Genomic DNA, 13,902 nt, shown 5'->3' with positions numbered 1-13,902 from the left:
GTGTTGTATGAATTACAAGGAACTCTATCAGCGCAAGCTGGTTCCGGTGCTGGAAGCGCTGGAAGCGGTTAGAAGCAAGCAGGAGATTGTCTGCAGCCTGGCTGCTTGTGAGCCGGTTACCCTCTTGAGTAATCTGCATCATATTAAAGACAAAGTGGAGAATGTTTCAGTAGTCAATGCTATGATGATGGGTGAATATGAATTCTTTATGAACCCAGAACTGGCAGGGAAATTTCTCTTGAACAGCTGGTTTTACAGCAAGGCTCCCCGCCAGGCCCACCCCCAGGGGAATGTATCCTATGTTCCGCTGCAACTGCATCAATTCAGCAGTAAGCGTACGTTTCATCGCCGGCCCAATGTTTTTTTTGGTTGTGCCTCCCCCATGGATAAGCACGGTTACCTCTCTCTTTCTCTTTCTACCGTTTTGGAAAAAGACTTTGTTGAGCAGGCTGATGTGGTGATAATGGAGGTAAACCCCCATTTGCCCCGAACCTTTGGCGATACACATGTGCATATTTCGCAAATCGATTATATCGTGGAAAGCGAAAGGGAAATCCCTACCATGGATCCGCCGGTGCTTACGGAAAAGGATCACCTGATCGGGGCTTATGCGGCGGATTTGATTGAAGACGGTTCCACCATTCAGATCGGGTTTGGCAGTATTCCCGGGGCGGTAGCGTACAGCTTAAGAAATAAAAAGGATCTGGGGGTGCATTCGGAGATGTTTAGTGATTGCATTCTGGATCTTTATGAGGCCGGAGCCATCAGCAACCGAAAAAAGACCCTGTGGAAAGATAAGTTTATTACCGATGTTGGGCTGGGCAGCCGGAGGCTGTATGACTTTCTGGATGAAAACATGGCGGTGGAGTTTCACCGGGGAAGCGTGGTAAACGACCCGGCCATTATCGGCCGCAATCATAAAATGGTATCCATCAACTCCATGCTGGAGATCGACTTGACCGGGCAATGTTGTGCCGAATCGGTAGGTTCTCGTCTCTACAGCGGTACCGGCGGGCATAAGGAATTCGTTACCGGTGCGCAGGAATCCCCCGGTGGGAAATCCATTCTGGCCTTTTACTCTACGGCCCGGGACGATAAAGTTTCCCGTATTGTACCTTTTTTCGACCCCGGTACGGTGGTAACCACCTCACGGGTGGATGTGGATTATGTTATCACCGAGTTCGGGGTAGCTTGTTTGCGGGGGCGCTCTATAAGGGAGAGGGTAAAAGAACTGGTCAATATTGCTCATCCTAATTTCCGCGATTATCTAAAAAGCGAGGCCGAGCGCCATATGATATGGTAGAAGATGACAGTATCAAGCCAACTAAAGAAATTCTTGGATTACTCTAGAGTTTAATCGGATTTGCCCTTTTTTATGATTTGAATAAAAAAACAAAAGCCAGGCGGGCGTTTTCCTCCTGGCTTTTTAATCGTGCTACAACATAACGGAAACTGCTGATTCTTTATGGCGTGGGCATAGTGGGCATATTGAACTCCATGATCTGGGTTCCCTTAGGCAGTTCAAACATGGAATCGGGAATTCCCCCCACTTTAATGTTGCGGTATTCTATCACCATTTTTTCGCCGTCAGCAGTAGCTTCCATACGGAGAGGTATGCCGTTTTCTTCCCACAACCAAACTTTGCTGCTTCCAATATTGTCCTCGGTAATTTCGTAAACCAGGCACTTCTTCCCGTCAATGGTATCTTTACCAAGATATTTCATCTTATCCGGGTTCATAGCCTCCAGGTCTTCTTGTGGGGAACTGGAACCATCCTGTTGGGCCAGGGATATGTCCATCTTGGTAGCCACCTTTTGTTCCGGTTGGTAAACATAGACTACGCCTGCTGCGCTATCGATTATATTAATAATCTTGCCGCCAGCTTCCGGGCTCTCCATTTCGCTGCGTACTTTCTTCCCTTTAATCCAGGTTTTCACCAGCATCTTCTGCTCCCCTACCTGGGTTTCGCAATCAAAGGACATTTCATTTACGGCTTTTCCTTTGCCCAGTAAATCCTTTAATACTGGTTCGCTGCCACTCGATTTGTCGCTGCTGGGGGCTGACGCCTCTTTATCAGCCGGGGCGCTGCTTTCTTTTGCGGGTCCACAACCGGCTATTACTGCGGTTAACAAGAACAGGGCCAGCAAACACAGGGTTAAAGACAGGTTTTTCTTCAAGTTCGTCATCCTCTCCGTTTTTACTTTTTATAATATATTCTTAATTCTATGCGTATTTCCTTCTTTTTTGCTGCAAGGATAATATATCACAGGTATATCACAGGGACGGTTCTTCCTGATATATAAGCCAGATAGGAGAGGAGTAAGAGCTTATGCTATAATTATTCTGGTTGATACTTGAAAAGGGAGGGATGGATTATCGCTTTATCGCGTAATGATTCCTGCTGGTGCGGGAGTGGAAAGAAATATAAGAAGTGCCACATGGAGCAAGACCTTTACCTGGAGGATTTCAAGAGAAGGGGTATTCTGGTTCCGGATCGAAAGCTAATTAAAACGGAAGCACAGATTGAAGGTATTCGCCGGAGCTGCCAGTTGACCAAAAGCATCCTAAACCTGGTGGAAGAAAGAATTGAAGCGGGAATCAGCACGGCAGAAATTGACCGCTGGGTTAATGATGCGCTTACCGCGGCCGGCGCCTATCCGGCAACCCTTAACTATCAGGGTTTTCCCGCCAGTGTTTGTACCTCCATTAATGAAGTTATATGTCACGGTATTCCCAGTGAGAGAAAACTTAAGGAGGGTGATATCGTAAATGTAGATATTACCTCCATATTAGACGGCTATTATGGGGATGCCTCACGGATGTTCATGATAGGCGAAGTCTCTGCTGAAGCCCAAAAACTGGTAAAGATAGCCCGGGAGTGCCTCTATCTAGGAATTGAGCAGGTCAAACCCTTCAATCGCATTGGGGATATTGCTTTTGCCATAGAACAGTATGCCAATAAACATGGTTTTTCCGTGGTGCGTGATTTTGGCGGGCATGGGGTGGGATTGGCATTCCACGAAGATCCCTTTGTAGCACATTATGGCCCTCGGGAAAGCGGCATGCTGCTGGTTCCCAATATGACTTTTACGGTAGAGCCTATGGTCAATGTGGGGACTTATCGCTGCCGGAAACTGGATGATGGATGGACTACGGTGACGGCTGACAATTCGCTGTCTGCCCAGTGGGAGCATACCGTGAGGGTAAGCGAAACCGGGGTAGAGGTAATGACGGAATAGATTCCCAATGGGGGGTTCTAATAAAGGTTTTGTAAACATTCTGTGAGGGGGATTTTGATGAAAAACCGGAATTCGGCTGTCCTAATAATCCTGAGCCTGTTCATGCTCTTGCTTACTCCGTTGGGTTCAGCAATCCCGGCAAACGCTGCTGATGCCGTCGATAACAGCTATCTGCAGGAAATGATGCGTTTTATCAAAGACCGCTATTATTTTGAGGTCAATGAGGAGCAAATTACGCAGGGGGCACTCAAGGGCATGTTCCAGGGTCTGGATGACTACAGTGATTTTTTTACTCGTGAAGAAGCCCAGGCGATGCTGGAATCGGTGGAAGGTAATTATGAAGGCATCGGGGTAGCCCTATCCAAGGTAGACAACTATATTGTTATCACCCGGGTTTTTCCCTCTTCGCCGGCGGAAAGCGCTGGTTTATTGTCGGGAGACCGGATAGTTACGGTCGATAAAAAAGATGTAATGGGCTATTCCGTAGAGCAGGTCAGTACATTGATCAGGGGCCAAAAAGATAGTTTAGTTAATCTGGGGATAGTCAGAAGCGGCATTAAAAATGTAATGGAGTTTAAAGTAAAAAGGGAAGACATCAAATTAAATCCCGTCCGCTATGAAAACCGGGGCGGAATAGGCTACATAGCTATTGACAGCTTCAATTCCAATACCGCTGAATTCTTGGAGGCCGCCTTGGAGGCAGCGGAAAAGGATGGAATAAGCAGACTGGTGCTGGATCTGCGGGACAATACCGGCGGTGAGGTAACCCAGGCCTTGGCCGTGGCTCGCCACTTTGTTCCCGCCGGCCCCATCACCACCATTAAGTTCAAGGCAGCGGGCATGAAGGATAAGGTTTACACTTCGGAGCTGCCATCTCCCCCGTACAAGCTGGTGGTGCTGGTTAATGGCATGACAGCCAGCGCCTCGGAAATAGTAGCCGGTGCCATACAGGATTCCCAGGCCGGGGTGCTCTTGGGAAACAAAACCTATGGCAAAGCCAGGGTACAGGCAGTTGTTCCCCTGCTTAGCCCCGAAGCCTATCAAAAATATGCCCGTTTGTATCCCGATTCCAGCCTGGATAGCAATGAAATGTTGATTCGTCACGGCATTCAAGCCACTGACCGTGAAATAATGGGATGGGCCAAGATTACCACCGGCATTTATACCACCCCATCGGGAAAGTATATTGACGGGCAGGGGCTGCTCCCGAACATTAAGGTTTCAGATCCCACGCCGATTAATGGTTTGGAAATAAGCAACCTGATGCCGCTGGAAAAAGGTGGCAAACCTGGACTGGACAGCAGTTCCCTGGAGGTTTACAACGCGGAAAAAATTCTTTTCGCCAGTGGCTATGATCTGGATAAACCGGATATGACTCTGGATATTAAGACTTTTAACGCTATTAAGAAATTTCAGCAAGAACAGCGGCTTTACCCTTCCGGCATCTTGGATTTCACTACCCAGGAGGCCATGAACCGGAAGCGGCAGGAGTTAATAAATCGCTATGACCAGCAATACGCTCAGGCAGTGGAATACCTGCAAGGGAGATAAGGGGATTCATCTAGCTGAAAGGAGAAGGCCATGAAGATAATTCATACTTCGGACTGGCATTTGGGTTGTTCCCTGCGAGGACGCAAAAGATATGAAGAATCGGCAGAGTTTCTGGACTGGCTGGGGGAATTGTTGGAAAAAGAAAGTATCGATATCCTGCTGGTGGCAGGGGACATTTTCGATACCACTACTCCCAGCAACCGGGCCCAGGAGTTGTATTATCGCTTTCTCTGCCGCGTGGCCGAATCTTCTTGCCGGCATGTAGTAATAACAGCGGGAAACCATGACTCTCCGACTTTTTTGAACGCTCCGCGTGAATTGCTGCGCCATTTGCAGGTATACATAGTGGGGAAGATCGGAGAAAGCCTGGATGATGAAGTTTTGCTCTTGAAAGATGCGCAAGGGGAAGCGGAATTAATCGTGGCTGCGGTTCCCTATCTGCGCGATCGGGATATTCGCAGCGCGGAAGCAGGTGAAAGCCTGGAGGATAAAGCCCGCAAGCTGGTCGAGGGAATACGCTCCCATTATGAGCTGGTGGGAAGGCGGGCGGAAGAAATCAGATCTGCTTTGCCGGGACCGGTTCCGGTGGTGGCCATGGGGCATTTGTTCGCTGCTGGGGGAAGCACAGTGGAAGGTGACGGGGTCAGGGAACTCTATCTCGGTTCCCTGGCTCATGTAGGCCATGATTTCCCACCGGTTTTCGATTATGTGGCTCTGGGGCATTTACACAAGTCCCAGCTGGTCGGGGGCCGGGAGAATTGCCGTTATTCGGGAGCCCCTATTCCCATGGGTTTTACGGAAGCCTTGCGGGAAAAGCAGGTAATAATGGTAGATTTCTGCGCCGGGCAAATGGAGGTCACGCCGCTTAAGGTACCCATTTTTAAAGCTTTACATAGTATCCGGGGCGACCGGGAGGAGATTGAACGGCAGTTGGAAGAGCTGAAGTCCAAGGCCCAAAAGGCCTGGTTGGAAATCATCTATGAAGGAAAGGAAATAATCAGCGACCTGCGGGAACAAATGGAGGCAGCAACAGCGGGAACAGAGCTGGATCTTTTGCGGGTAAGCGATAATCGCTCCTGGCAACAGGTAATTAACCTCATGGAAGAGGGGGAGGTCCTTAGTGAACTGGATCATAGCGAGGTTTTCCGGCGTTGTCTGGAGGCTTACGAAGTTGAAGCCGAGCAGAGGGAAAGTCTGCTGCAGATGTATAATGAGATTCTTGATTGTCTGCTAACGGAAGATGTGATGGCAGAGTAGGAGAGATTGGTTCATGAAGATAAAGCAGATACGCTTTCAGAATCTAAATTCCCTGGTGGGGGAATGGATAATAGATTTTTCCCACCCGGCCTATTTGTCAGATGGTATTTTTGCCATTACCGGACCCACCGGAGCGGGCAAAACCACCGTTCTTGACGCCATCTGCCTGGCTCTTTACGGGCGTACCCCGCGCCTGGAGCGGGTGAACAAGAGCAGCAATGAGATTATGTCCCGGCATACCGGCAGTTGTTATGCCGAGATAAGCTTTGAGAACCGGGAGGGTTATTACCGCTGTCATTGGAGCCAGCAGCGGGCCCGGAAGAATCCACAAGGAGAACTGCAACCCCCCAGACATGAGATAGCTGATGCTCGTAGCGGACAAATCATGGAAAACAAAATTCGGGATGTTGCCGCCCGGGTGGAGCGCATCACCGGCATGAATTTTACTCGCTTTACCCGTTCCATCATGCTGGCCCAGGGGGGATTTGCCGCCTTCCTGCAGGCTCCGGCAGACGAGCGCGCTCCTATACTGGAGCAGATTACCGGAACCGAGATTTACAGTGAAATATCCATGAAGGTGCATGAACGGCAGCGGGAGGAAAAGAATCGTTTGGAGATCCTGCAAGCGGAAATAAGCGGGATAAAGCTGCTCAGTACTGAGGAAGAAAAAGCTTTGCGCCAGGACATGCAAACTAAAATAGCCCGGGGGAAGGAGCGGCAGGAAGAATTAAAAGGTTTGCAGGCAACCCTGGACTGGTTGGATCGCATGATAGGATTGGAAAATGAAATCAAGGACATTGAGGCGCAATGGCAGCAATATTTAAAACGACAGCAGGCTTTTCAGGGGGAGGCCTGGCGTTTGGAGAGGGCCTGGCAAGCCACGGTTCTGGATACTCCCTATATCCGGTTGAAAGACCTGCGGGATTTGCAGAAAAGTGATTTAAGTGAAATAGAACGAATCCGGGAAGAACTGCCCCGGTATAAGGAGGCCGCCGGCAAAGCCGCAGAACGCTGGGAAAACACCCGCAAGGAATTAATTCAACTTAACTTATTACGTAAAAGTGAAGGGGAAACGGCTAAAAAAGTACGGGAAATGGATATCCTGCTTAAACAGCAGGGCCAGGTGATTAAAGGCATGGAAATGGTCATTGGTGCAGGCGAGAGCGAATGTGCCGCTTTGCAGGGGGAAATAACGGCCGGGGTAGAGAAGGCCAAAGAAATGGGCCAGGCCCTGCTCGCCATTGAAGAATACCGGCGGGGAAATGCCCGGGATGCGGCCTTGCTTGCTAACCTGACCGGTATTAGCCGGGCCTTTAAGCGCCTGGAGGAACTCTTATCAGCCTGGCAGCAAAAGGGGCTTGAGCGTCAGCGGGCTGCTGTTGCTCTGCAATCCCTGCTGGATGCCGGGGAAGAAATAGCGGCCACTCACGAAAGCAATAAGGAACTGCAAAGACAGCAATATGATGTTCTGCAGGCGGAGCAGGATAAGCTGGAAGAGGCTTTGCAGGGGTACGAAATTGCCTGGTGGCGGGATGAGCTGGAGCAATTTAAGGAGCAGGATGATAAGCTGCAAAACCTGGGGCAGGTATGGGACAGGATTGTTCAGCTGGAGGATAATATAAGGGATGGGCGGGAATCAGTACAACACTTGGATAAGCAACAAAAGCAACTGGTATTGGAAATAGAGCAGGGGGAAAAGGGAGCTGGCCATTTAGCCGCCAGGATTGATGATTTGGAGACCCGGGTGTTATTGCTTAACCGTATTCGTGATTTGGAAGAGGAACGGGCTCAGCTGGAAGACGGCAAAGCCTGCCCCTTATGCGGGGCTACCGAACATCCCTACGCTCAAGGGAATATACCCCAGATGGATGAAAGCCAAAAGGAGCTCAATCAAGCCCGCAAGCAGCATAAGAAGCTAAGTGAGGATTTAAAGAAGAAGGAAATACAAAGGGGCAAGTTAGATAAGGAACTGGAACACGCCAGTGCTGCAGTAGAGCAGGCAAAAAAGCAACTGGAAAAAGAAAGCAAAATGCGCCAGGAGGGTATGAATGACCTGGGCTTGGATATATCTGTGGTAAAGACCCGGGATGAGCTTGAGCGACTGGCCAATCAGAGCCGGCAAAATAGCATAAACCACGCGCGGCAGCTTAAAGTGATAGAAAAATGGCAAAAAAATATAGGGACCTTGACTCTTCACTATGAAAAAAGCCGCACAGCTTTTATCCAATCCGACAAAGAATTGCAGGCGGCGATCCTGCAGCAAAAACAAGCCCTTCAGGAGGATGAGCGCCTGCAGAAGGAATACCTGAGCTTAAAGAGTGAGCTGGAGCAGCTGCAAGAGGAAACCCTTCAGGAAATAAGCCCATACGGCATGGTTAATTTACCTCTGGAGAAGCTGGCTGCTATTCAGAAGGCCCTGGATGAACGGAAAAAGCGCTGGGAAGCCAAAGAGAAAGAGAAGCTGGACCTGGAGAAGACGGTGGACAAACTACAGAACGAAGTGGGGCAGAAGCGAATCCTGCTGGAAGATAAAGCCTCGGCTTTGCAGATTGAGCAAAAGCGGCTGAAGCAGCAGCGAGAACAATACCGCCGGCAGCAGGAAACCCGTTTTGCGCTATATGGCGAACGCGACCCGGATGAAGAAGAAGCCCGCCTGGATGAAGAAATACACCTGGGTGAGGAAATGGTTAACCGGGCCCATGAAGATCTGCAAGAGCTGCAGCGTCGCCAGCTGCGCTTGGAAGAGCGGGAGAAAACCCTGGCGGTTGCTATACAAAATCGCGCGCCGGAACTGCAGAGTTCAGAGGAGAATTTTACCCGAAAGCTCCAGCAGGCCGGTTTTGAGCAGGAAGAGGATTACCGGAGGGCCAGCCTTTCTCCCGAGGAACAGCAGGCCCTGGCCCAAAAAGCGGAAGCTTTAAAAAAGGAGGCCACTGAACTGCAGGCCCGCCTGTTGGACCGGCAGGATAAACTGCAACGAGAAAAAGAACAGAAACTAAGCGGAGAAGCCCGGGAAGTACTGGAGGAAAAACAGCGGCTTGGTGAGCAGGAGTTAGTTGACCTAAGGGAAGAAATCGGAGCCGCCAGGAACATGCTGGAAAACAGTGAGAAAAGCCGCCGGCAAATGCAGGCGCAACTGCAGCGGGTGGAGGAACAAAAGAAGGAACTGCAACGCTGGCAGCTACTGCATGATTTAATTGGTTCAGCTGATGGCAAGAAATACCGTAATTTCGCCCAGGGCTTGAGCTTTGATATCATGATCAAGCATGCCAATCGCCAGCTGCAGAAGATGAGTGACCGCTACATATTGCTGCGCAGCCAGGAACAGCCCCTGGAGTTAAATATCATTGATAATTACCAGGCGGGAGAAATCCGCTCCACGGCCAACCTCTCCGGGGGGGAGAGTTTTCTGGTCAGCCTGGCCCTGGCTCTGGGACTATCCCAAATGGCCAGCCGCAAGGTCAGCGTGGATTCACTCTTTTTAGACGAAGGTTTTGGTGCTCTGGATGAAGATGTTCTCGATACCGCCTTGAATACTCTGGCCGGGCTGCAGCAGGATGGCAAGCTTATCGGCGTCATTTCACATGTCCCCGCCTTAAAAGAGCGCATCAGCACCCAGATAGAGGTTATAGCCCAATTCGGAGGCCGCAGCATCCTGCAGGGCCCCGGCTGCCGACTCCAGTAGCCTGGCGTTATAACCCCAGGCGGTCCTTAAGGGTTTCTTGAAGAGCTTGAGAATAGCTAATACCGGCCTCTTCAGCCATAATAGCCAGCCACTGGGGAAGGCTAACCGTTTTAATGACCGATTTCGTTTCTTTTTTGCGTAAATAATCATTAAGATCGACATCAATTAGTGTTACAAATTCCCTATCTAACATGATTTTCATTTTCATATCGTTATAATTCGAGGGAGCAGGGATATGTTCTCCTGCTTGCTTCATCGCTAAGATGCAACCGGCTATAGCTTCCCTGGCCATGGATATGGCTTCCTCTATAGATTCTCCTTCAGTGATGCAACCGGAAATGTCGGGTATATCAACCGTATATACATCACCACGACCTTCAATCTCATCAGGTGTAAATATAGCTGGGTAGATATAAACCATATTGCTTTACTCCTTTCTCTTGAAGATGGGGGATTACTTCAGTCCAGCTGCTTTAAGGATTTTATTTAGGGTTCCCGGTGCCATATCCTTATTGTGGAGGGCTACTGGTATGGTTCCAGGCTTTGTTGGGTGTTTATGTATATAATGTGAACCTTGTTTCCTGACTATCGCCCAACCGTCTTCAGCCAGGATTTTCATTAGTTCTTTTGGTTTCATGTCTTACCCTCCTAGGGAAATATTATATTATATAAAATTATTTAAAACAATTGACTTGAATTTACTAAAATTGATGTTTTGGTGGGGAATAATGGCATAAATATGCTTTCGCAAAAAAATTCTTAGCAAGGGTTACTTAAAAAAGAACCGCCGCGCTTTGGGAAAAAGCGGGCGGTAAAGCTGTTTATGAGAATGTTTTGATAAAGACAATATGAATTTATAGATAAGATATGATTATTCTCTGCTTCTATTTTTTATAAGGGGTAACAACCCACTTGAGGCAACCGTCTTTCTTGCCACCAAAGATATCGTATCCTTTAAGGATATCATTTAAGGGGGCACGATGGGTAATCAAGAAATTGGTGTCAATTTTCCCTTTTTGAATCAATTTGATTAATTCTGGAATCCGGTTGGCGTTTACCAGCCCCATGCTTATGCGAATATTCTTAATCCACAAGGTATTCATAGCCAGTTCCTGAGGTTTTTCGAAAACTCCGATCAGGGAAACAGTGCCGCCTGGTCTGACGCTGTCTACTGCCATATCAAAGGTGGGTTTAAATCCATTAGCTTCAATGGTGACATCGGCTCCACGCCCGCCGGTCCTTTCTCTAATGGCATCGCCAACATTACCGACCTTCTGGGGATTGATTCCTACATCGGCAATACCATTCTTCACAGCGAAATCCAGACGTTCCTGGTTGATGTCAACAGCAATAATTTCGGCAGGCCCCCATAGTCTGGCGGTAGTCATTGCACACATTCCAACCGGTCCGCCGCCCATAACCGCAACCGTATCACCGGGCTCTATGCGGCCTTGCTCAGAACCAAAGTATCCAGTAGACAAAATGTCTCCTACGAATAGCACATCTTCTTCAGTGAGCCCATCCGGGATGGTAAACATTCCCAGGTTGGCGTGAGGGACTCTTACGTATTCGGCCTGACATCCGTCTATCATGTAACCAAATATCCAACTGCCGGTGGTGCAATGGGAATATACTCCCCTTACACAATAAAAGCATTCGCCGCATTGAGTTACACAGGAAACGGCAACTTTGTCTCCAACTTTGTTGTTCCGGACTGCCGGACCTACTTCCACAACTTCTCCAACAAATTCGTGACCGATTATTCTGCCTGGTTCGACTTCTGGCATTCCGCCATGCCAGATATGAATGTCGGTTCCGCAAATGGTGGAGGTGGTTACTTTAACTATGGCATCATCGGGTTCAATAATCTTGGGCATAGGAACATCTTCCAGGCCTATCTTTTCGGGTCCACGGTAAACCAATGCTTTCATGGTATCTGCCATTTTTTAACCATTCCTTTCTTGAGGTACAAAATGTCATGAAAAAATCCCTTTCTGACTTTCAACCTCCGATTTTGAAATCATTACGATACTTTCGATATTACATGGAAGTAGTTGCACATCACCTCTTTCTATTGGTTTGCTCGAAAACAAAAAGACCACTATCCTTACGATCCATTAAGACAATTCATAAGAATACTGGTCTGTTTTGAAGCCACCCTTACGGTTTCTTCGTAATCCACCAGAGTATGTAATTATATAAATTTGCTATTTGGTCAAAATGCGGTCATAGACCATAACATGTATCCAAAAATCATTCTCCGGTTCAATATCATAGGTTTGATGAATAACCCTGGCTTGCAATTTTTCTTCAAAATGGGGAACATTATCAATGGAATGTTGCCGGGCTACTTGCATACGGGCTGCTCTGACCACTTCTTTGCCTGCTGCAGTTTTAACTATAAATTGCTCCGGTTCGGTAAGAAACCTTTCTCCCCTGACAATGACCATGTCTTCCCAGATAATAATCTTGGTGTAATCAACGCCCTTGCCCAGTTTTTCTTTAAAATACTGCTCCATATAAATCTTGAATTCGTGCTGTAGTTTTTTACGCTGGCGTTCATCCAATTTATGCTGAGCATCGATATTAATCGCATTATGGGACTGCCCATTCTTATCAGGTGCAAATGGCATATTATTCACTCCTATAAAAATGCTCCTATTGCGATAAGTAGCAAATACTATTTTGTTTGTTCGTCCGATTAATCTATAATCTTGTCTTTAAAGCATCGGAAGAAACTGCGGGGCAGTTTGAACACACCGCTGCAACGAGGTGGGGGATATATTTCACCTCGTTATAGCATTAGCATGGCTGACAAAAGTTCGCCAATTAAAAGACATCCGCGTATACCGTCTCAACCCTCACTTTATATTGGAGAATAATAAAAAATACCAGTATTCTTGCGATAGTTCCATTAGTAACCCGCTTAAAATACTGGTTTTTCGCAGAGCCACCCGTAGGGGTTTTTCAACGCTCCTCCATTATAAATATAATAAAGGATTAATCGTAATGGAGCAAGAACTTTTAAGAAAATAATTGACAAAAATCTAGTGACTATATATACTAAATAATACAGAAATTTTTGATGTTTATTTTAGTGTGGGCTAAAATTTAAAAATTTAATAGTTTGGTGGATTGTGGAGAACCTGTCGGGAGAGGCTCCGAAGAACCAATATTTTTGTGAATTGGGCGGTTATGCCAGCTTCATAAAGATATTGGTTTTTTTATTAATAATACAATACATAATCATTAATTTTGGTATCCACTCTCCCAAGAGATACAGGGTTTATGTTCAAGCCAAAAAGCCTTTCTTTTTAGAAAGGCTTTTTGGTTGTGCGCCCGGCATTGGTGCAGTCTAATGGGTGAAAGTCCCGAGTAAGTTTGATAGTAGCATTTGACAATAGTAATGCCATCCAATACTATATAAGTATGATTACTAGCTTTAAATGCAAAGAAACAAAGAGAATATTTGGTGGTAGGTTTTCTAAGAGCTTACCGCATGAAATCCAAGAGATAGCCAGAAGAAAACTCAGGTATATGAACAACGCTGTGTCATTAAATGACTTGCGGTCACCACCAGGTAATCATTTAGAACAATTAACTGCTGATAGACAAGGGCAATATAGCATAATGATAAATGACCAATGGAGAATTTGTTTCATGTGGAATAATGGAAATTGTGCGGATGTTGAGATTGTTGACTACCACTGAGGAGGGTTATAAATGAGCAGGATTAAGAATATTCATCCTGGAGAAGTATTAAACGAAGAGTTTTTAAAGCCATTAGGAATAACTCCTTACGCCCTTGCTAAAGAGATTAAAGTTGATCAAACCAGGATATCTGAGATTATAAGGGGAAAAAGAAGAATTAGTCCTGATACCGCTATTAGACTTGGGAAATACTTTAAAACATCTCCTCAACTGTGGTTAGGGTTACAAAATGACTTTGATTTAGAAGAGGAGATACTTAAAAAGCGTAAAGAGTTTATGGATATTAAGCCTCATCGGTCTGCACAGAATAGAGCAAAAAAATATAGTATGCATTAAAATCCCATATTTTTACCAAAAGCTTGATGGGGAAACGGCTATTTTTCAGTACTCATGTAATCTCAAGAGTACGGGAAAATAGTCGTTGTTTTCTAAAACGTTTCTTGGCAGGTGAAAGGAAAT

General features: G+C 47.0%; 12 protein-coding genes. 7 read left to right on the top strand and 5 right to left on the bottom strand.

Features of this window, described 5'->3' with window-relative positions; translation table 11 throughout:
* Window positions 1-7: 7 nt before the first annotated feature.
* Window positions 8-1,303 (top strand): acetyl-CoA hydrolase/transferase family protein, encoded by a 1,296-nt coding sequence (locus AWB54_RS09310; RefSeq protein WP_061214336.1) that lies wholly within the window; start codon window positions 8-10, stop codon window positions 1,301-1,303.
* A 160-nt stretch (window positions 1,304-1,463) separates the two neighbouring features.
* Here AWB54_RS09310 and AWB54_RS09305 read toward each other — a convergent pair whose 3' ends face one another.
* Window positions 1,464-2,177 (bottom strand): LolA family protein, encoded by a 714-nt coding sequence (locus tag AWB54_RS09305; protein ID WP_061214335.1) that lies wholly within the window; start codon window positions 2,175-2,177, stop codon window positions 1,464-1,466.
* A 198-nt stretch (window positions 2,178-2,375) separates the two neighbouring features.
* Between AWB54_RS09305 and AWB54_RS09300 the strand changes: the two genes are divergently transcribed.
* From AWB54_RS09300 to AWB54_RS09285, 4 genes are read left to right on the top strand one after another with little or no spacing between them, the layout of a single operon-like run.
* On the top strand, window positions 2,376-3,239 hold the full coding sequence (locus AWB54_RS09300) for a methionyl aminopeptidase (protein WP_061214364.1): 864 nt from the start codon (window positions 2,376-2,378) through the stop codon (window positions 3,237-3,239).
* Window positions 3,240-3,296: 57 nt separating this feature from the next.
* Complete coding sequence (locus AWB54_RS09295; protein ID WP_061214334.1) at window positions 3,297-4,790, top strand: S41 family peptidase; 1,494 nt, start codon at window positions 3,297-3,299, stop codon at window positions 4,788-4,790.
* Between the two features lie 30 nt (window positions 4,791-4,820).
* Entirely contained in the window at window positions 4,821-6,047 is a 1,227-nt protein-coding gene (locus AWB54_RS09290; RefSeq protein WP_061214333.1) for an exonuclease SbcCD subunit D C-terminal domain-containing protein, read from the top strand.
* Between the two features lie 13 nt (window positions 6,048-6,060).
* On the top strand, window positions 6,061-9,732 hold the full coding sequence (locus AWB54_RS09285; RefSeq protein WP_061214332.1) for an AAA family ATPase: 3,672 nt from the start codon (window positions 6,061-6,063) through the stop codon (window positions 9,730-9,732).
* A gap of 7 nt (window positions 9,733-9,739) precedes the next feature.
* Here AWB54_RS09285 and AWB54_RS09280 read toward each other — a convergent pair whose 3' ends face one another.
* From AWB54_RS09280 to AWB54_RS09265, 4 genes are all read right to left on the bottom strand, one after another.
* Entirely contained in the window at window positions 9,740-10,153 is a 414-nt protein-coding gene (locus AWB54_RS09280; protein WP_061214331.1) for a type II toxin-antitoxin system HicB family antitoxin, read from the bottom strand.
* A 33-nt stretch (window positions 10,154-10,186) separates the two neighbouring features.
* Complete coding sequence (locus tag AWB54_RS09275; RefSeq protein ID WP_061214330.1) at window positions 10,187-10,369, bottom strand: type II toxin-antitoxin system HicA family toxin; 183 nt, start codon at window positions 10,367-10,369, stop codon at window positions 10,187-10,189.
* A gap of 247 nt (window positions 10,370-10,616) precedes the next feature.
* On the bottom strand, window positions 10,617-11,675 hold the full coding sequence (locus AWB54_RS09270) for an alcohol dehydrogenase (protein WP_082736126.1): 1,059 nt from the start codon (window positions 11,673-11,675) through the stop codon (window positions 10,617-10,619).
* Window positions 11,676-11,939: 264 nt separating this feature from the next.
* Complete coding sequence (locus tag AWB54_RS09265) at window positions 11,940-12,365, bottom strand: DUF2294 domain-containing protein (protein WP_061214329.1); 426 nt, start codon at window positions 12,363-12,365, stop codon at window positions 11,940-11,942.
* A gap of 796 nt (window positions 12,366-13,161) precedes the next feature.
* On the opposite strand from AWB54_RS09265, the gene AWB54_RS15360 reads away from it, so the two are divergent.
* Both AWB54_RS15360 and AWB54_RS09255 read left to right on the top strand, forming a co-directional pair.
* Window positions 13,162-13,443, top strand: a complete 282-nt coding sequence (locus AWB54_RS15360) for a type II toxin-antitoxin system RelE/ParE family toxin (protein ID WP_082736134.1) — start codon at window positions 13,162-13,164, stop codon at window positions 13,441-13,443.
* A 12-nt stretch (window positions 13,444-13,455) separates the two neighbouring features.
* Window positions 13,456-13,779: a HigA family addiction module antitoxin gene (locus tag AWB54_RS09255; protein WP_061214327.1), complete on the top strand. Its 324-nt coding sequence runs from the start codon at window positions 13,456-13,458 to the stop codon at window positions 13,777-13,779.
* Window positions 13,780-13,902: the final 123 nt, after the last annotated feature.

Source organism: Syntrophomonas wolfei subsp. methylbutyratica (assembly GCF_001570625.1).
GTDB classification, from domain to species: Bacteria; Bacillota; Syntrophomonadia; order Syntrophomonadales; family Syntrophomonadaceae; genus Syntrophomonas; species Syntrophomonas methylbutyratica.
The sequence above is the reverse complement of the archived record's forward strand: the minus strand, read 5'-3'. Positions and strand labels throughout refer to the sequence as shown.

Bases quoted from the DNA above. Each gene is read 5' to 3' on its own strand.
- AWB54_RS09310 (WP_061214336.1), top strand. From the start codon at position 8: ATGAATTACAAGGAACTCTATCAGCGCAAGCTGGTTCCGGTGCTGGAA.
- AWB54_RS09295 (WP_061214334.1), top strand. From the start codon at position 3,297: ATGAAAAACCGGAATTCGGCTGTCCTAATAATCCTGAGCCTGTTCATG.
- AWB54_RS09290 (WP_061214333.1), top strand. From the start codon at position 4,821: ATGAAGATAATTCATACTTCGGACTGGCATTTGGGTTGTTCCCTGCGA.
- AWB54_RS09285 (WP_061214332.1), top strand. From the start codon at position 6,061: ATGAAGATAAAGCAGATACGCTTTCAGAATCTAAATTCCCTGGTGGGG.
- AWB54_RS09280 (WP_061214331.1), bottom strand. From the start codon at position 10,153: ATGGTTTATATCTACCCAGCTATATTTACACCTGATGAGATTGAAGGT.
- AWB54_RS09275 (WP_061214330.1), bottom strand. From the start codon at position 10,369: ATGAAACCAAAAGAACTAATGAAAATCCTGGCTGAAGACGGTTGGGCG.
- AWB54_RS09270 (WP_082736126.1), bottom strand. From the start codon at position 11,675: ATGGCAGATACCATGAAAGCATTGGTTTACCGTGGACCCGAAAAGATA.
- AWB54_RS09265 (WP_061214329.1), bottom strand. From the start codon at position 12,365: ATGCCATTTGCACCTGATAAGAATGGGCAGTCCCATAATGCGATTAAT.
- AWB54_RS15360 (WP_082736134.1), top strand. From the start codon at position 13,162: ATGATTACTAGCTTTAAATGCAAAGAAACAAAGAGAATATTTGGTGGT.
- AWB54_RS09255 (WP_061214327.1), top strand. From the start codon at position 13,456: ATGAGCAGGATTAAGAATATTCATCCTGGAGAAGTATTAAACGAAGAG.